This is a genomic window from Bifidobacterium sp. wkB338 (assembly GCF_003688325.1).
In the GTDB taxonomy this organism is placed as follows: Bacteria; Actinomycetota; Actinomycetes; order Actinomycetales; family Bifidobacteriaceae; genus Bombiscardovia; species Bombiscardovia polysaccharolytica.
The window spans coordinates 124,458-141,382 of the sequence record NZ_NPOR01000001.1 but is presented as its reverse complement, the minus strand read 5'-3'; the positions used below and the strand labels follow the sequence as shown (position 1 = coordinate 141,382).

At 60.1% G+C, this 16,925-nt stretch carries 17 protein-coding genes; 11 read left to right on the top strand and 6 right to left on the bottom strand.

The genetic code is table 11. The features are described 5' to 3' along the window. Positions 1–159: 159 nt before the first annotated feature. From rpsF to rplI, 4 genes are all read left to right on the top strand, one after another. Positions 160–456 carry a 30S ribosomal protein S6 gene (gene rpsF / locus CI603_RS00650; RefSeq protein ID WP_015021308.1) on the top strand — a complete coding sequence of 99 codons (297 nt, stop codon included), beginning with the start codon at positions 160–162 and terminating at the stop codon, positions 454–456. Positions 457–555: 99 nt separating this feature from the next. Next, a complete protein-coding gene (locus CI603_RS00645; RefSeq protein ID WP_046322387.1) occupies positions 556–1,173 on the top strand; it encodes a single-stranded DNA-binding protein in 618 nt (205 codons plus the stop codon). A gap of 36 nt (positions 1,174–1,209) precedes the next feature. Beyond that, a complete protein-coding gene (rpsR, locus tag CI603_RS00640) occupies positions 1,210–1,458 on the top strand; it encodes a 30S ribosomal protein S18 (protein ID WP_015021310.1) in 249 nt (82 codons plus the stop codon). 14 nt (positions 1,459–1,472) lie between these two features. Continuing rightward, complete coding sequence (gene rplI, locus CI603_RS00635) at positions 1,473–1,922, top strand: 50S ribosomal protein L9 (protein WP_110424820.1); 450 nt, start codon at positions 1,473–1,475, stop codon at positions 1,920–1,922. A 126-nt stretch (positions 1,923–2,048) separates the two neighbouring features. Here the strand turns inward: rplI and CI603_RS00630 are convergent, their stop codons facing one another. The 3 genes from CI603_RS00630 to CI603_RS00620 all read right to left on the bottom strand — a co-directional run bounded on the left by CI603_RS00630 (position 2,049) and on the right by CI603_RS00620 (position 4,427). Then, positions 2,049–2,396 carry a phenylpyruvate tautomerase MIF-related protein gene (locus CI603_RS00630; RefSeq protein WP_121912621.1) on the bottom strand — a complete coding sequence of 116 codons (348 nt, stop codon included), beginning with the start codon at positions 2,394–2,396 and terminating at the stop codon, positions 2,049–2,051. A gap of 109 nt (positions 2,397–2,505) precedes the next feature. Then, positions 2,506–3,012 (bottom strand): GtrA family protein, encoded by a 507-nt coding sequence (locus CI603_RS00625; protein WP_121912638.1) that lies wholly within the window; start codon positions 3,010–3,012, stop codon positions 2,506–2,508. Positions 3,013–3,089: 77 nt separating this feature from the next. Continuing rightward, on the bottom strand, positions 3,090–4,427 hold the full coding sequence (locus CI603_RS00620) for an MFS transporter (RefSeq protein WP_121912637.1): 1,338 nt from the start codon (positions 4,425–4,427) through the stop codon (positions 3,090–3,092). Positions 4,428–4,640: 213 nt separating this feature from the next. Between CI603_RS00620 and CI603_RS00615 the strand changes: the two genes are divergently transcribed. Further along, on the top strand, positions 4,641–5,297 hold the full coding sequence (locus CI603_RS00615; protein WP_121912620.1) for a histidine phosphatase family protein: 657 nt from the start codon (positions 4,641–4,643) through the stop codon (positions 5,295–5,297). A gap of 81 nt (positions 5,298–5,378) precedes the next feature. Continuing rightward, on the top strand, positions 5,379–6,239 hold the full coding sequence (locus CI603_RS00610) for a hypothetical protein (protein WP_147438251.1): 861 nt from the start codon (positions 5,379–5,381) through the stop codon (positions 6,237–6,239). 51 nt (positions 6,240–6,290) lie between these two features. On the opposite strand, the gene CI603_RS00605 is transcribed toward CI603_RS00610, so the two are convergent. The 3 genes from CI603_RS00605 to CI603_RS00595 form a co-directional block, all read right to left on the bottom strand. Further along, positions 6,291–7,328: a DUF805 domain-containing protein gene (locus tag CI603_RS00605; protein ID WP_183122171.1), complete on the bottom strand. Its 1,038-nt coding sequence runs from the start codon at positions 7,326–7,328 to the stop codon at positions 6,291–6,293. Positions 7,329–7,507: 179 nt separating this feature from the next. Beyond that, positions 7,508–8,296, bottom strand: a complete 789-nt coding sequence (locus CI603_RS00600; protein ID WP_121912617.1) for an ABC transporter permease — start codon at positions 8,294–8,296, stop codon at positions 7,508–7,510. Beyond that, positions 8,293–9,390, bottom strand: a complete 1,098-nt coding sequence (locus CI603_RS00595; RefSeq protein ID WP_259465429.1) for an ABC transporter substrate-binding protein — start codon at positions 9,388–9,390, stop codon at positions 8,293–8,295. Before CI603_RS00595 ends, CI603_RS00600 begins: the two co-directional genes overlap by 4 nt. A gap of 320 nt (positions 9,391–9,710) precedes the next feature. Between CI603_RS00595 and CI603_RS00590 the strand changes: the two genes are divergently transcribed. The 5 genes from CI603_RS00590 to gltX all read left to right on the top strand — a co-directional run bounded on the left by CI603_RS00590 (position 9,711) and on the right by gltX (position 16,877). Beyond that, positions 9,711–10,715 carry a LacI family DNA-binding transcriptional regulator gene (locus CI603_RS00590; protein WP_183122170.1) on the top strand — a complete coding sequence of 335 codons (1,005 nt, stop codon included), beginning with the start codon at positions 9,711–9,713 and terminating at the stop codon, positions 10,713–10,715. 98 nt (positions 10,716–10,813) lie between these two features. Continuing rightward, on the top strand, positions 10,814–11,680 hold the full coding sequence (locus CI603_RS00585; RefSeq protein WP_121912614.1) for an MBL fold metallo-hydrolase: 867 nt from the start codon (positions 10,814–10,816) through the stop codon (positions 11,678–11,680). A 425-nt stretch (positions 11,681–12,105) separates the two neighbouring features. After that, entirely contained in the window at positions 12,106–14,502 is a 2,397-nt protein-coding gene (gene nrdD / locus CI603_RS00580) for an anaerobic ribonucleoside-triphosphate reductase (RefSeq protein ID WP_046323629.1), read from the top strand. 69 nt (positions 14,503–14,571) lie between these two features. Next, positions 14,572–15,294: an anaerobic ribonucleoside-triphosphate reductase activating protein gene (nrdG, locus tag CI603_RS00575; protein WP_110424827.1), complete on the top strand. Its 723-nt coding sequence runs from the start codon at positions 14,572–14,574 to the stop codon at positions 15,292–15,294. A gap of 56 nt (positions 15,295–15,350) precedes the next feature. Then, positions 15,351–16,877, top strand: a complete 1,527-nt coding sequence (gltX, locus tag CI603_RS00570; protein ID WP_121912613.1) for a glutamate--tRNA ligase — start codon at positions 15,351–15,353, stop codon at positions 16,875–16,877. The last annotated feature ends 48 nt before the right edge of the window (positions 16,878–16,925 follow it).

Here is a 16,925-nt window from a genome sequence, read left to right as displayed (position 1 = left end):
TCCAAGGACCTGAACCGGATGATGTCAACCCGCCAGGTTGTCTGGCACGATAGATAGTATATGGCTTATCTGTCTATGTATAAGTTGCATAGCGGGTTGATGTGCTACACCCTCCTGTCACGGAAGGCCCGTGACCTGTAAGTCCAAAGGAGGTGGGTGATGTCTGCGCATAAGTATGAATTGATGTTCATTGCCGATCCGGCCATGGATGAGCGCTCGCTGAAGAAGCTGACCGACCAGTATCTCGAGGTGGTCACCAAGGAAGGCGGCTCTGTCGACAATATCGATGTCTGGGGTCGTCGCAAGCTAGCCTACGAGATCGACAAGCACAAGGAAGGCAACTACGTAGTGGTCGAGTACACCTGCGAGCCCTCCGCCAGCGCTGAGCTTGATCGTGTGCTGAACCTGAACGAGTCCGTCATCCGTACCAAGATTCTTCGCAAGGACGACAAGTAAGCAAACAGCAAAGGACGTCGAAGCGTCGAAGGTCCAAGGGTGCGGGATTCGCCCCAACAGGCGCATTCCTAAATCCTCATTCCGAGGAAAGGTCGTGACATGGCGGGAGATACATACATCACCGTGGTGGGCAATCTCACTGCGGATCCGGAGGTGCGTACGACCTCCAACGGAGGCACGGTGGCCAATCTGACCATCGCGTCCACGCCCAGGCAGTTCAATAGGAACTCGGGGCAGTGGGAGGACGGCGACTCGCTCTTCATGCGTTGCTCGGCCTGGGATTCCACCTACAGCCCCATGGCCTCCAACATTCAGGCCAGCCTGACCAAGGGCATGAGGGTTATCGCTCAGGGTCGTCTGGTGCAGCGCTCCTATCAGGATCGTGAGGGCAATAACCGCACGGTCGTGGAGCTGCGTCTGGACGAGATTGGACCCGCTTTGACACGGAACACCGCCCAGGTCACCAGGAACGCCAACACTGGTGGCGGTGGATCCCGCGGTGGTTTCGCCGGCTCCAACAACGGCGGCTACCAGGGCGGGGCTTCCTACCAGGGCGGCGCCAGCGCGGCATCGGCCCCCATGGGTCGTCAGCAGCCAGCGCAGAGCCAGCAGGCCCCTGTTCAGGATCCCTGGTCATCGACCGGGTCCGGCGATTCCTTCGGATCCTTCGGTTCCACCGGCGAGTTCGGTGGTTCCGGGGACGAACCCGAATTCTGAAGTTTCATAGCGTCATCATTCATTTAAGGAGTACCAATGTCACGTAAAAGGCCGCAACCGCCGGTCAAGCCCTTCAAGAAGAAGCCGAATCCTCTAAGGGCCGCCAAGATTCATACCATCGATTACAAGGACGTGGCTCTGCTGCGTAAGTTCATCTCTGACCGCGGCAAGATCCGTTCCCGCCGCATCACCGGTGTCACCGTCCAGGAGCAGCGCGAGATCTCCAAGGCCATCAAGAACGCCCGCGAGATGGCCCTGCTGCCCTACGCCACCAACGGTCGCTGAAGGAGGTCAGGATTATGGCAAAGGAAACCAAGGTTATTCTGACCGATACCGTGACCGATCTGGGCCACAAGGGCGACGTTGTCGGGGTCAAGCCTGGCTATGCGCGCAACTTCCTGATTCCTCAGGGACTGGCTTTCGCTTGGTCCAAGGGCGCTGCTGCGCAGATCGAGTCCCTGCAGCGGGCCCGTCGCGCCAAGTCCATGGCCACCCGTGAGGATGCCGTGGCCGCCAAGGCCGCCATCGATGGGCAGACCGTCGAGATCGCAGCTAAGGTGTCTGATTCGGGCAAGCTCTTCGGCGGCATCTCCAACGATGCCATCGCCCAGGCTCTTCGTCCCCTGGCCGACGTGGATCCCCGCACAATCTCCGTGGAGACCATCAAGACCACAGGCGAGTTCCCGGCAACCGTAGCTCTGCACCCCGAGATCTCGGCCGCTTTCACGGTCAAGGTCGTCGCTGAGTAGCAGATCTGACCCCCATTTATCCCATAACGATCCTTTGAAATAGGGATCTGGGCTTAAGCAGGAGGCCTTCCCGCAGCAGATTATGAGCGGGAAGGCCTCCTTATGCGTTACAGGGAATTGGCCAATTCAGAAATTGCCGCCGTTCCAACCCCAGTCAGTAGTGGCCGTGTAACGAATGTAGGTGCGGTCCTTGGGGATGGACAGCTCTGATTCCAATGTGTCCATGATGGTCTTGGTCAGGCTTTCCCAGGCGGACTTGGGCACGTCGCTGCCGAAGACGTTGACTTCCACATAGGCGGCAGGCTTGCTGTCATCACCGGCGAAGTAGATGGGCATGTTCGACTCGAATGGGCACATGAGCCATCCTTCGGACTTGCCGGGGACGGCGGTGATGGCCTTGCCATAGGCGGTCTTGATCCGCTCGCGCTGTTCGGCGGTGATGGGTGTGCTTACATGAGTGTGGATGACAGGCATGGTGCTTCCTTTCCGGTCCGTCCGGCATGACCCACTCAGGATGATTCGGTCCGCCTGGCGGATGGCTGACTATTCCTGTCCCATAGTAGCCTCGCCCGGACTGGTTGGCTCAGTGCCAGCCGAAGGGCTGGTGACGCAGGGACCAGGCTCCCAGACGGTGGGCCACCGAACGTGGGTTGACCGGCTTGCCGGGTGCAGGCGCGTCCAGCAGCCACTTGCGGATCAGGAAGTTCCAGATGGCCACCACGACGGTGGCAGTGATCTTGGCGATGTTGGCATGGAGCAGGTAGCGGGCGTGCATGGTGGTGATGGCGTCCGGCGGCAGCATGGCAGTGCCCATCCATAGGATCACCTCGTTGATCCCCAGGCCTATGACTGAGGAGACCAGGAAGACCGTCATCTCCATCCACCGGGCCATGTCCTCCCGATGCTTGAAGACATAGCGCATGCTGGCCAGGTAGTTGAAAACCAGCGAGATCAGGAAGGAGATGGCCCCGGCCAGGACATTGTTCAGGTGCGGCCCCATGATCAGCAGGTTCATGATGCCGATGTCGATCAGGAAGGCGATGATGCCCACGATGCCGAACTTGAGCAGCTGTCCGATTAATCTACGCACGGTAGCCCATTCAATCATTCCTCCTGTGCTGACGGAGTGCCGGGAACCGCTTGTGTGCAAAAGCCTTACGTTATGCCCTAGGCGGGTAGCTCGGTCAGAATGGGCTCCTCAGTGCTGTTGCGAATCTGACGGAAGCCTACAAAGGCGATGGCCAGCGAGGCCAGAGCCAGGGTAGTGACCACCCCGAACCCGCCCTGGGATCCGTAACGGTCGATGAACTGCCCGGCCACAGCCGAACCGGCCGAGGACCCGATCGAATTCATGGCGCTCAGCCAGGCCATGCCTTCGGTGAAGCGGATGGGCGGCACCAGGTGGAGCATGAGCTGGTTGCCATTGATCCAGGTGGGTGCCTGGCAGACACCGATGATCAGGTAGATGACCATGATGGTCCAAAGATTCCTGGCGAACATGAAAGTTCCGATGCCCAGGTTGACCACCAGCAGGCAGAAGTAGAAACGCTTCCAGAGGGGGATGGTCCAGTTTTTGGCCCCGTAGAGCAGAGCGCCGACCAAGGAGCTGAAGGAGAAGCAGGCGAAGACGAACCCGGTCATCTGCTTCATCCCCTGCTCGGTGGCGAAGGCGATGATGGAGATGGATGCAGCGCTCTGGAAGGCTCCCAGACCGAACCAGGTAGCACAGATGGCGATCATGCCGGCGCTCCAGAAGGCGCCACTGCGGCCGTTCCCTCCCTCCTGGGCACGCAGACGGGCCACCTGCTGAGCCTGCCGCTCCCGATACTCCTTGCGGGTGATGCCCTGGGCGCGCGCCATGTCTGTCTGCGAAGGGGGCTCGGTTTCTCGACAGGAGAGGAACATCAAGGCCCCGACCAGCACGCAGATCCCGGTGAAAGAGAAAGCCAACACGCCTGAAATGACCGCCAATATGGAAGCCAATGGGTTGCCGATCACCCACATGGCCTCGTCGAAGACCCCAGATAGGGACAGGGCCTGGTTGGTGGCACGGTGGTCGCCGCGTAGCAGGTGCGTCCACCGGCTACGGCTCATGGCTCCCCAGGGCGGAATGGCAGCCATAAAGGGGGTGACCAAATAGAGCACCCAGGTGGGAGCGTGGGCGGTGATGGCTGTGATCAGGACCGTGGCGGCCACAACCCAGACCAGAACCGTGGGGATGGAGACCTGTCGCTGGCCGAACTTGTCAACCAACTTGCCCAGCATGGGGCTGACCAGGGCCAGGGCCACGGCCTGGATGGCGGTCAGGGCTCCGGCCAGGGAATAACTGCTGTAGTAGTGCTGCACCGAGATGGTGATGGTCATGCCCACCATGGGGAAGGGCATGGAGGCAATGACCGACCCTACTGCGAACCGCGCCGTATGAGGCAGTCGCAGAAGCGCTGAGTATCCTCCGAAGACTCTGTGACCGGCTTCGACCAGAGCCGCCTTCAGTTGCCGTGGCATGGGTTGTTCGTCTCGCTTTCCCTGGGTGTTTTCACGGTCCCGAAGCATGTTTTCCACAAGACCTTCTAGACGCACGAAAGGAAGTGGGGGTGCTGGGGGGACTGCTACAGTGGTAACCATATTGGCGCCTGATCGGTGCCATTCGGATAGTGATAATTCTACCCCCCGCCATGGTCTCTCAAGGGGCCCGTCGGGGAGCTTGGGAGGTGGGTCGTGCCTGCGACGACCATTCATTTCGTCCGTCATGGCCAGGTTGATAATCCCGATCATATTCTTTATGAACGATTGCCGGGATTCCATCTGTCTGGCAGGGGCAGGGCCATGGTCGAGGCGACGGCCCGCTTTATGGCCGAAGCCCCTTGCATGCGCGATCTGGAGGCCGTCTATTCTTCTCCGCTGGACAGGACCAGGGAGACCACGGCCATCCTGCTTGAGCAGATCAACCCTGCTCGTGTCCAACACGGCTTGAAACCGTTGGAGCCCATTTATGACCGTCGCCTGATCGAGGCTGGCAATGAATTCCGCGGCAAGCGCGTCGGCCACGGGCAGGGGGCTCTCTGGCGGCCTTCCAACCTGCGGCTGATCCTGGACTTGCGCCGTCCCAGCTGGGGGGAGTCATATCGGCAGATCGCTCGACGAGTGGGGGATTTCGTTCGTCAGGTGGTTCGCAGCCATCCTGACGCACAGGTTCTGGCTGTCTCGCATGAGTCGCCCATCTGGTCGTATCGTCATCTCTTGGAGACCGGTCACCCCGAGCATAATATGCTCCTCAGGGCCACCGCCCTGGCTTCGGTGACCTCCATCACCCTGGACTGTGAAACCGGCAAAGTTCTGGGAATCGCCTATGCGGACCCGGCGGCAGGCGTGTAAAGACCGCTTGTGCGGCTTAGGATAGCTGGGGATACTGTCGTGGATGACTGTCCGAGAACCCGATGAAGGAGCGTGATGATCATGGTGGATGTACAGGCAAGCGCGGAGGCGATAGCCGGACGGCCAGCCGTGGCCCAGGCGGCTGAGCAGGGGGCCAGGCTGGTAGACCTTTGGCCCTTGACGAATGCCGAGCACCTGGCCAACGATGCCAAGTATGCGGAGGACCTGCAGGTACGTATCAGCATGGTGCTGGCGCAGCTGATGACGGGCGAGGATGTGACCATTCCCGACGCAGAATACGTCTATGAGGGCGCTGAGGACATTCCTGGCCGTCCCCAGGAGCTGGTGGATGCCCTCATGGCTGCCAACGATGCCATCGAGGCGGCTGCACAGGCGAAGGACGACCAGTCCAAGATGCTTGCGGATTTGGCCGAAACCTTGGGCAGCGGCTGGGACCAGGCCCGGCAGCAGGAGGTGGCTGCTGGCGTGGCCAAGGCCGAGCAGTCCGTGGATGATCAGAACGAATCTGCCGAATCCTCTCAGGGCAAGGAGACGGTGGCCCAGGACCTGGCTACGAGCCTGGAGATCTGCCGTGATCTGCTTCAGCGTGCAGGCGCTGACCCTGACCATGCTGCGACCGCTGCACCAATTCTGGTCTATATCAATGAGCTCAACGAGCGACTGGGCATTCCCCGGGCTTTCCTGTCTGACGAGGATGTCGTCCGTGCCTTGAGATTACTGGATGATCCTGAGGCTTTCGCCGACCTGCTCGCCCCTCTAGTGGGCGCTGAGTGGGACCACCATCGTCAGGAGGTGCTCTGGGACCCCGAGGAGGCCAAGCGCAAGGCCAAGGAGGACGACGAGCGTAAGAGCCGCGAGGCCCTGCAAGCCAAGTTTGCCCATGTGCCTGAGGACCCCAACAAGCCTCCTGTGGAGCTCTGAGACCTTCTGCCCTTCGCCTTGGTATCGTTCAAGGCGAAGGGCAGGCTGGATTCATCTGTCGAAGCGTGCTCCTCGTGGATCGCTGGGGCGGGCCAACAGGACGATCCCGGCGACGGCTCCGGCGATCATGATCAAGACGCCCAAGCCAAGCAGGGAGAGCGAGGATCCTGGATTCCCGTCGATGATAGCCGCGAGGGCGAAGACAAGAGGGATGCAGCCCACCAGTTCGCCTACGAAAGGCAGGAGTATCCAGAAGCCGGACATGTTGGTGTCATGAAGTCGCCGTATGCTCACGGCCAGATTGGGTATGAAAAGTCCAAGGGCGACCAGGAAGGACAGGATCCGTCCCACAAAGATGGATCCTGAGGTGATGATCGAGACCGCAAAGTCGATGAGGAAAATCATGAGAAAAGCCCACCAGAATTCCCCACGGGAGGCCCTCCCGGAGAAGACGGAATATTTGACGAAGAAACGCTTGCAGGCGTTTACGAAGTCAATGCCGTACCAGGGTGCGTTCAGTGGCGGCTCACCGTTGAATCCGGCATCCGCATAGGGGTAGGCCGGATACTGTGGGACCTGGGGTCCGGGCTGGTACCCTGCCTGATATCCCGATTGGTAGCCTGCCTGCGACCAACCTTCAGGCGATTGATAAGAGTTGTCCGATGCATAGCCAGCTGGCGGGGTCGTACCATTGGGCTGGCCATTGGCCTGGCCGGGATTCGAATTTTGACCGTAGGGCGTCTGCTGCTGTCCGTAGTACTGCTGTTCATTGGACTGTTGACCATAGGGCTGTTGCTGGTTGTAGCCTGGCTGTTGACCCTGCGGCTGTTGACCGTATGGTTGCCCTTGGTATGACTGTTCCCGCTGGTAATCGACAGCAGGTTTTTGGGCTTCGTTGATCGGATGGTAGACGTCGCTCTGGTCAGAAGCTGCTTGTGCATAGCCGGGTTGGTCTGGTTGCGGCTGATTCGGGTAGGCTGCGGGCCCTGAACCGGTTCCATCTGTGTGACTGTTCTGGGACCAGCCGTTGGCGGAGCCCTGGTCATTGGGAGTCTGGTTCCCGTCGTTCGTATCATCTGGATGGCTCATGGATATCGTCCCTCTCATCTTCTCTTGATAATCCTGAATCTGACTTTTCCGTACATCCCTATTATGGCAGGCCGGTTCTTCTGCCTGCTAGTCCTGGCTAATGCAGTGGATAGGGGACTCGTCACGCTTACTTGGGCCAGTCTGTCAGATTCTGTAGGTGATTGCTGCTGCGGGACTCTTCACTCGTCGTCCGGATTGACCATGTGATCATCGCCGGCATCGCCGAGCATTAGCCGCTCGGTCAGGGTGATCAGGCCCAGCAGGAGGGCGGTCAGCAGGATGATGACCAGGGTGGCCGAGAAGATCAGCGGGGTTCTAAAGGAGTTGAAGGCCGACTGCAGCCATATACCCAGGCCGTTCCTGGCGCCCAGATACTCCGAGGTGGCCGCGGTGGCGAATACATAGGCGGCGCTGATGCGCAGGCCGCCGAAGATCTGCCCCGCGGCCACCCTCAGCTTGACGTGCCATAGGGTCCAAGTCCGGGTTGCACCGCAGTTCAGCGCTACATCCTGGTAGAAGCGTGGCACGGACTTGAGCCCCCGGTAGGTCTGGACCACGATGGGGAAGATGGCGAAGACGGCCACGATGACCACCTTGCCCAGAGGCTCGAATCCGAACCAGATCACGAACAAGGGTGCGATGGTGATCAGCGGAATCATCTGAGCGCCGGCGATCAGGGGGTAGAGGGCATCATGCAGGGTGCGCCAGCTGTAGAGGGCCAGGCCGATCACTATTCCCAGGACCGAGGCCAGGAGGAAGCCCAGAAGGCCCTCAAGAGCGGTGATGGTGGTGGCGGGCAGCAGGTCCTCCCGGGACTGCACTGTGGCAGCCAGGATTCGGCTGGGCGCCGGCAGAACCTGTTCGCTGACTCCGCCCAAGCGGGCAGCCAGTTCCCAGATGATGAGGAGTGCCAGCAGAGTGATGGTCGGAGGCAGCGCCCGGGTTCTGCTCTGCTTCCGCGACTTCATTTACCGGCTGCTTCCCGAACGTACCGATCGGTCCACAGATCCGTGGCCTGAGGGGCCTTGTTGGGGTCGCCCTTCTTGGCATCCCGGTAGGTGCCTGCCTTGAACTGGAAGTCCAGGTAGTCCTGGGCATCCTTGACATTGATTAGTCCGGTGATGCTCTTTTGATCCGGACTGTCAACCCAGTAGCCCTCCTTGACGATGCTCTCCATGGAGCGCTTGGCCAGGGTCGGGTCGATGGCCGATCCCTTGGTCTCCTTGACCAGGATGTCCGCCGCCTGGTCGGGGTGGCTCAGGGCGTAGTTGTATCCCTTCAGGCAGGCCTTGACGAATGCTGTCAGGGCGCGACGGTGGCCGGGCTGCTGCAACCAGGAATTCTTGACCACGAAGCCCAGCTGATCCGGGTTGCCGGGCACTCCCCAGTCGGCCTGGGTGAAACAGTGCAGGGCTGGTCCCTTGAGCTCGCTCTCCACGCCCTCCCAGTTGGCGTAGAAGCCGGCGAAGTCGCCCTTGCCGCTGGTCAAGGTGGCGAAGGTGTTGGTGCCGCTGGTCACACGCTTGAAGTCGCCCTTGCCGCCTGCATAGCGGATCATCTGCTTGACCACGGCCGTCTGTTCGGCCGATCCGAAGCTGACGAAGGTCTTGCCGTCGAAATCCTTGGGGGTCTTAATGTCGGTACGCGAGGCTAGCGAGCACCAACGTGCCACGGAATGCTGACCTATGTTGAAGACCTGCCGCAGGTCGGATCCCTGGGAGTTGAAGGTGGCCAGGTTGCTCAGCTTGGAGAAGCCTACGTCGGCGACCCCGTTCTGGACGGAGGTCTCGGCTCCCGCCTGGGCTGTCGGCAGGATGGTCAGCTTCAGGCCGGCCTTGTCGAAGTAGCCCAGATGTCGGGCCACGTAGATGCCCACATGATTGGTGTTGGGCGTCCAATCCAGCATGAAGGAGAGCTTGGAGCCATCATCGGCCTTGTCATCTGCCCCCTTGGCCCCGCAGGCCGCGCTCGTAGCTGCCATGCAGATCGCCGCTGCCAGGGCGAGCGCCCGTACGATCAGTCTGTGGCCGGGAGTTCTCCCGAAGCCGCTATTCTCCGTCATGCTCATCACTGTCACCTTGCCTCTCCGGCACCCCTGGTGCCTATCCGCATCGGGGCCGCTACGGGAAGGTGAGGAGCCCGCGCGACGATCCGGTACGGTCTTGACCGATGGAATTCTGCGATGTGTGCTACGGCTGCTGCCACCAGCCGCGCGAACAAGACCACTCTAGTCCAACCAAGTCTGTCATGCCTCGCCGTGGTGAAAGGTTGCATCATTTGCCCCTATACTGGAAACTCACGAGAGGTCTGTGCGGGCCGACCACTGTCGGTCTCGTCCGGAGCAAGACATCCGATTTCGGTAGGGTACGACGGAGGGTTCCCATGTCGGTGACCATCAGTGATGTGGCCAAGCAGGCGGGCATGTCCGTATCCACGGTCTCCCAGGCGCTCAATGACAAGGGGCGCATCTCCCCACCCACCAAGGACAGGGTCCGCCGGGCGGCCATGGAGCTGGGCTACATCCCCGACAGTAGAGCCCGTTCCATGCGATCCTCGCGCTCGCATGCCGTAGGTCTGCTGGTCCCCGATATTCGCAACCCTTATTTCTCCGAGTTGGTCTACGCCGTCCAGGACCAGCTCTACTCGGCAGGCTACGCGCCCCTGATCGGCGTGTCCTCTTGCCAGGCCAGCAGGGAGGAGGACTATTACCGCATCCTTCTGTCTCGGCATATGGATGGTGTTCTGGTCGTGCCTGACGGACCCACATCGCCCATGCTGCGCACCATGCTGGCAAGGGAATTCCCTGTTGTCTTCGTGGATCGTCCCGACCGGACCCTGCCTGGTGTCCCCCTGGTGGATTCCGATCCGGTGCCCGGCCTGGAGGCGGCCCTGGGCGCTCTGGCGGCGAGGGGATGCAGACGAGTGGCCTTCGTCCCGGGCCCCGAGAGCCGCTCCTATACCTTCCGCGAGCGCGAGCAGGCTTTTCTGGACGGCGTGGATGCCCGTAAGGGGCTGACGGGATTGGTGGTCCGCCAGGGGTTCGAGGATCGCCACCGGGCAGCCACGACCATGCGCCACCTGCTCGGTCAAGGGGTGGACGCCGTTATCTTCGGCTATTCGGCCGATGCCATCAAGGCCATTGCCATGGAGTGGGACAGCGACCAGCGCTCGCGTGTGCCTTTGGTCTCCTTCGACGACCTGGAGGTCTTTCAGCTGATCAGTCCCCAGGTTTCGGTCATCTCCCAGCAGGTGGATCGCATGGGCCGGCAGGGCGTTGACATGCTTTTATCCATGATCGAGCCGGGGCGGCAGGCTCCGGAAGGCATGAGCGTGGATCGCCGGCTGCGCACCCAAACCCTCTTCGTACCAAGGGGTTTGCTGGCTTAGTAATCCATTGCGTCCATACGTTCTCTTCTCGTCGTTATCGTATGACGTACCTGCCAGGTATGAATATTGACATCCATCACAAAGGAGTATGAGCAATTATGAAATTTGAACATCTAGGGACAGCCGCAGCTGAAAGAATCCCCGGCATTTTCTGCATGTGTGATCTGTGCAAGCAGGCCAGACGCATCGGAGGCAGAGAGATTCGTACTCAGTCCCAGGCTTTGGTCGACGATGCACTCCTGCTTGATTTTCCTGGTGATACCTATTGCCATTTTATTAATAATAAGAACTTTGATCTACCGGCAATCACCCAGCTCTTCATCACTCATTGGCATTCTGATCATTTTTACGGTGAGGATCTGGCTTATCGCATGGATTCGTACGCCGATGACAATCCAACACATATGGATGTCTATGGCTCTGAAACTGTCCAAGGCTTTTACGAGCGGGCTTTCTTCCTGGAGGAGCATTACGATTATGACAAGTTAACGTATCATGCTCTTCATCCTGGTGACAGTGTCACAGTGACGGCTGGGAATGGCAGGACCTACACGGTATATGCTTTTGAGGCAAAGCATGGCCATCATTTCGGTGATTGTCTCTTCTATGGACTGACAGACGGTCAAGTCGGGCTGCTGTATGCGCATGATACGGCCTGCTTCTATGAATCGACCTGGAAGGATCTGGCCAAAGCTGGGCTAAAATACGACTACGTTTCCTTGGATTGCACCCAAGGGTTGACTGATCTCAGTTCCGACGTCCACATGAACTTTTCTGACAACCTGCGAGTCAGGGATCGCATGGTGAAGTTGGGGCTGGCCGATTCACACACTATGTTCGTGTGCAACCATTTCTCTCATCGTGGCAATGCCAGTTATGAACGTATGCAGGAGGCCGCCGTCAGGGAGGGATTTGTCAGCTCCTACGACGGAATGGTGACGAACATCCAGCCCCCAGCAGTCTAAGCGTTGCGTTTTGCAGGCGGCTATGACCATTTTGGCCAGGGCCGCCTTTCTGCGTCTTCGCATATGAAAGCTGGAGTGGAGGAGACGTATGCGTTGTAGCGAGGTCTCGACAAAAGGAGTACGTGATATGCGGAGTGTCGGGTAGTTGTGTCATCCCTATAACTGACCGCTACTGGCCTTTCGGCCATTTGCCGCCCTTGTCCAGACCCTGCTCTTTGTGACTCAGTTCACAAAACACGGGAATAACTAGATGTAGGAAACGAATCATCCTCAGGCACTACATATGGTGGTCATGACGTGATAGAGTGGGTCCTGTCAGCAAAAATGACATCCATGTGATTCGCCGTTCCCAATACGGAATTTGGGAACGCCAAAGCAACTGCACATGAACAACCGTATGAGGAGTGACGATGGATACTGAGGTCATGACCGATAGCGTGAAGGAGCGTGGCATTTCGGATCGCGATGCTGTCGATGGCATTCTGGTCGAGAAGCGCGACGGCCGGATCGTCGATTTTGATCCCGTCAACATCATGAACGCCATCGAAGCCGCCTTCAAGGACGTCAAGCACGAGGTCAGCCCTGAGGATCGCCAGCAGATCCGGGGTATGGCCCTGACCGTCCAGTCCGAGATCACCGACCGCTACACCAACCCGGTCAAGATCGAAGACATCCAGACCCTGGTCGAGCACGCCTTGGTCAATGCCCATCTTTACGAGATTGCGCGCTCCTATACCTCCTATCGACTCGACCGTGACATTCAGCGTGCCAAGGCCACCGATGTCAACGAGGCCGTTCACCGCCTGACCAGCAAGGACGAAACCCTGGTGCGCGAGAACGCCAACAAGGATGCCAACGTCTACGCCACTCAGCGTGATCTGCTGGCTGGCGCGGTCTCCAAGGCCTCGGCCTTCGCCATGCTGCCCAAGGATGTCTCCAATGCCCATATGAAGGGCGACATCCACTTCCATGACGCGGACTACTCGCCCTTTACGGCAGAGACCAACTGCTCCCTGCCTGACTTCGGCGACATGCTGGCCCACGGTTTCGAGCTGGGCAACGCCATGATGGACTCGCCCAAGTCCATCGGTACGGCCGCTACGCAGATTACCCAGATCATCAAGGACATCGCAGGCTCCCAGTACGGCGGCCAGACCGTCAATCGTTGTGACGAAATGCTGGACAAGTACGCGCGTCTGGACTACAAGAAGAACTACTCCATGGCTGAGGCCGTCCTGCCGGACGAGGAGCCCATCGACGTGGCCAAGGATGTCGTCCGGGGACTCAAGGCCAGGGAGGCCGATTGGCTCCACCTGGACGATCGTGCCCCTATCGGCGAGGATGCTCCCTTCGATCTGGATGCTCCGCAGATTGTTCGGCTGCGTCAGGTCTATGCCAAGATCCTGACCCGTAAGAACATTTACGATGCCATGCAGACCATGGAGTACCAGATCAACTCCAACCGTGTCTCCAACGGGCAGACCCCCTTCGTCACTGTGGGCTTCGGCCTGGGCACCTCCTGGTTCGCCCGGGAGATTCAGCGGGCCATCTTCCTGATTCGTATCCGCGGACTGGGCAAGGATCGCCACACCGCCATCTTCCCCAAGCTGGTCTTCACCATCAAGCATGGTCTGAATGCAGACGAGGGCGATCCCAACTACGACATGAAGCAGCTGGCCCTGGAGTGCTCGACCAAGCGCATGTACCCTGACGTGGTCTTCTATGAGAACCTGGTCAAGATCACCGGCTCCTTCAAGGCTCCCATGGGTTGCCGCTCCTTCCTGCAGGCCTGGACCAACCCCGAGACGGGCGAGGATGAGGAAGACGGACGCATGAACCTGGGCGTCGTCACCGTCAACATCCCCCGCATCGCTCTGGAGTCCCGCGGCGATAAGGATCGCTTCTGGAAGATCTTCGACCAGCGCATGGAGGTGGCCCACCACGCCCTGCAGTTCCGCATCATGCGCTGCAAGCAGGCCACACCCATCAACGCTCCCACCCTCTACCAGTACGGCGCCTTCGGCAGGCTGAAGCCGACCGACAGCGTGGACACACTCTTCCGCAACAGCCGCGCCACCGTTTCGCTGGGCTACATCGGCCTCTATGAGGCAACCAGTGTCTTCTACGGCAAAGATTGGATGAAGGACCACAGCTGGGATCCGGAAGGCAAGGAGTTCGCCCTGAGCATCGTGCGCCGGATGAACCAGCTTTGCAAGCAGTGGGAGAAGGCCGAGGGATACCACTATTCGGTCTACTCCACTCCGGCCGAGTCGCTGACTGACCGCTTCGCCCGGATGGACAAGGAGAAGTTCGGTGTAGTCGACGGCGTGACGGACCACGACTTCTACACCAACAGCTTCCACTACCCGGTCTGGCTGCGGCCCACGCCCATGGAGAAGCTCAGCTACGAGCGGGACTTCCCCTACCTGGCCTCGGGCGGGTTTATCAACTACTGTGAGTTCCCCTCCATGCAGCAGAACCCCAAGGCCCTTGAGGCGGTCTGGGACTACGCCTACGACATCGGCATCGGTTACCTGGGCACCAACACACCCATCGATCACTGCTTCGTCTGCGGCTACGAGGGCGACTTCGAGCCTACCGAGGATGGCTTCAAGTGCCCCGAATGCGGCAACGACGACCCTGACAAGTGCAACGTGACCAAGCGCACCTGCGGTTACCTGGGCAACCCCGTCCAGCGGCCCATGGTCCACGGCAGGCACGAGGAGATCGCCCACCGCGTCAAGCACATGGAGGGCGAGACCGGCCACGTGGTCCTCAAGGACGGATCCACCAAGGAGTGGTTCGACGACAAGGCCGAATAAGCTCTGAAAAGACGCAGTAGATGGCGGGCCGGGTAGTTTGCGGCCCGCCATTGTCATGAGGAGGACCAGATGACGGACAAACAGGGAGCCATGAGAAAGACAAATGGCCACCGTGACTTCGCTGCTGATGAGCAGGGGCGCGGTCCGGGGGTTCCCTCTGCGCTGACCAACAATCCCAAGGCCGGCCAGTGGGACGGTCGCCGCCTCAGTCGGGGAATCGTGGCGGACTACAAACGTCTGGTCATGACCGACGGCGAGGGGATTCGCTGCTCCCTCTACGTCAGTGGTTGCCCCTTCCGCTGCCAGGGATGCTACAACGCCTCCATCTGGGACTTCGGCGCCGGGCACCCCTACACCCAGCAGCTTGAGGACCAGATCATCAAGGACCTGTCGCTGTCTTATGTGCAGGGCATCACCTACCTGGGCGGGGAGCCTCTGCTCAACACCCCCATGCTGCTTGGCCTTTCGGAACGAATCCGGCGCGAGTTCGGTCATGAGAAGGATATCTGGTGCTGGACCGGCTACACCTGGGAGGAGCTGAACCGGCCGGGGGAGACCCCGGACAAGGCCCAGCTGATCTCCTACCTTGATGTGCTGGTGGACGGACGCTACTTGGAGAACCGGAAGAACAGCCTGCTCCAGTTCCGGGGCTCGGACAACCAGCGGATCATCGACGTGCCACGGTCCTTGGAGCAGGGCCGGGTGGTCATCTGGCCCAAGCTGCATGACCAGACCAGGTTCATTCCGGAGACCTACAGCAAGGACCGGCAGCAAGAGCAGCAGCGAGGCTGATACCGGCTCCTGCCCTGAATTGGTCTACGTCGCCTTGCCGGGGCACAATGGGTGTCATGACTGATGAGCATGATCACGACGCCAAACCCGACCTGCCCAAGGATCTGAGGGTCCGCTTCTGCCCCTCGCCGACCGGCACCCCACATGTAGGCATGGTCCGAACTGCACTCTTCAACTGGGCACAGGCCCGGCACTCGCATGGCACCTTCGTCTTCCGCATCGAAGACACCGATGCCCAGCGTGACAGTGAGGAGAGCTACCAGCAGATCCTGGAGGCCCTCAAGTGGCTGGGTCTGGACTGGGATGAGGGTGTTGAAGTCGGCGGCCCGGACGGCCCCTACCGGCAGTCCGAGCGCGGCGATATTTACCACGATGTGGCCCGGCAGCTGCTAGATGCCGGCTACGCCTACGAGTCCTACTCCACCGCTGAAGAGATCAAGGAGCGCAACCTGGCCGCTGGCCGTCCGGCCGCTTTCGGCTATGACGGCTACGACCGCGACCTGAGTGACGAACAGCGCCAGGCCTTCCGCGATCAGGGTCGCCGTCCTGCCCTGCGCATCCGCATGCCTGACGAGGACATCGCCTTCGACGACCTGATTCGCGGGCATATCGAGTTCAAGGCCGGGTCTGTGCCTGACTATGTGATCGTGCGCCCCAACGGCGATCCCCTTTACACTCTGACAAACCCGGTGGATGATGCCCTGATGCGCATCAATGTGGTTCTGCGCGGCGAGGATCTGCTCAGCTCCACCCCCCGGCAGATCGTCCTCTATCGGTACCTGATGAAGCTGGGCATAGCCCGGGCCATGCCACTGTTCGGACACCTGCCCTACGTCATGGGCCAGGGCAAGAAGAAGCTTTCCAAGCGCGACCCCGAGTCCAACCTCTTCCTGCACCGGGAGCACGGCTTCATTCCCGAAGGGCTGCTCAACTATCTTGCCCTGCTGGGCTGGTCCATCGGCCCCGACCGCGATGTCTTCTCCATGGATGAGATGATTGAGCACTTCGACATCCGCGACGTCAAGGCCAATCCGGCCCACTTTGACATCGACAAGGCTGTGGCCATCAATGCCGAGCACATCCGCATGCTGGAACCGCAGGACTTCCTGAACCGGTCCCTGCCCTACCTCAAGCGTGACGGACTGGTGAGTGCCGAGCACTGGCAGGACTTGAGTGATCGTGAGCAGCGAATTCTGACCGCTGCCGCCCCCCTGGTCCAGCCTCGCGTGCGACTGCTGGGGGAGGTGTCCGGCATGGTGGGCAGCCTGCTCAGCCAGGAGGAGTACCTGGAGCCCGAGCCGGATGCCCGCAAACAGCTCAAGGATTCGGCTGGGCAGGTCCTCGACCTGGCTATTGCCGCCCTGCAGGATGTGCCGGAACAGGACTGGAAGACCAACCACCTGCACGACCTGCTTACTCAGGCACTGGTGGATGAGGGCGGCTATAAGCCCCGTCTGGCCTTCGGCCCGGTTAGGGTGGCGGTCTCGGGAAGGCGGGTCTCGCCGCCCCTGTTCGAGTCCCTGGAAATCCTGGGCAAAAACACAACACTCCGAAGGATGACCAACTTGCGCCAAAACCTCTGAGCGGGTATATTTCTTTTTTGTTGTGCTACTGACCTGCTGAACCGGGTT

Bases quoted from the DNA above. Each gene is read 5' to 3' on its own strand.
- rpsF (WP_015021308.1), top strand. From the start codon at position 160: ATGTCTGCGCATAAGTATGAATTGATGTTCATTGCCGATCCGGCCATG.
- CI603_RS00645 (WP_046322387.1), top strand. From the start codon at position 556: ATGGCGGGAGATACATACATCACCGTGGTGGGCAATCTCACTGCGGAT.
- rpsR (WP_015021310.1), top strand. From the start codon at position 1,210: ATGTCACGTAAAAGGCCGCAACCGCCGGTCAAGCCCTTCAAGAAGAAG.
- rplI (WP_110424820.1), top strand. From the start codon at position 1,473: ATGGCAAAGGAAACCAAGGTTATTCTGACCGATACCGTGACCGATCTG.
- CI603_RS00630 (WP_121912621.1), bottom strand. From the start codon at position 2,396: ATGCCTGTCATCCACACTCATGTAAGCACACCCATCACCGCCGAACAG.
- CI603_RS00620 (WP_121912637.1), bottom strand. From the start codon at position 4,427: ATGCCACGGCAACTGAAGGCGGCTCTGGTCGAAGCCGGTCACAGAGTC.
- CI603_RS00610 (WP_147438251.1), top strand. From the start codon at position 5,379: ATGGTGGATGTACAGGCAAGCGCGGAGGCGATAGCCGGACGGCCAGCC.
- CI603_RS00605 (WP_183122171.1), bottom strand. From the start codon at position 7,328: ATGAGCCATCCAGATGATACGAACGACGGGAACCAGACTCCCAATGAC.
- CI603_RS00600 (WP_121912617.1), bottom strand. From the start codon at position 8,296: ATGAAGTCGCGGAAGCAGAGCAGAACCCGGGCGCTGCCTCCGACCATC.
- CI603_RS00595 (WP_259465429.1), bottom strand. From the start codon at position 9,390: ATGACGGAGAATAGCGGCTTCGGGAGAACTCCCGGCCACAGACTGATC.
- CI603_RS00590 (WP_183122170.1), top strand. From the start codon at position 9,711: ATGTCGGTGACCATCAGTGATGTGGCCAAGCAGGCGGGCATGTCCGTA.
- CI603_RS00585 (WP_121912614.1), top strand. From the start codon at position 10,814: ATGAAATTTGAACATCTAGGGACAGCCGCAGCTGAAAGAATCCCCGGC.
- nrdD (WP_046323629.1), top strand. From the start codon at position 12,106: ATGACCGATAGCGTGAAGGAGCGTGGCATTTCGGATCGCGATGCTGTC.
- nrdG (WP_110424827.1), top strand. From the start codon at position 14,572: ATGACGGACAAACAGGGAGCCATGAGAAAGACAAATGGCCACCGTGAC.
- gltX (WP_121912613.1), top strand. From the start codon at position 15,351: ATGACTGATGAGCATGATCACGACGCCAAACCCGACCTGCCCAAGGAT.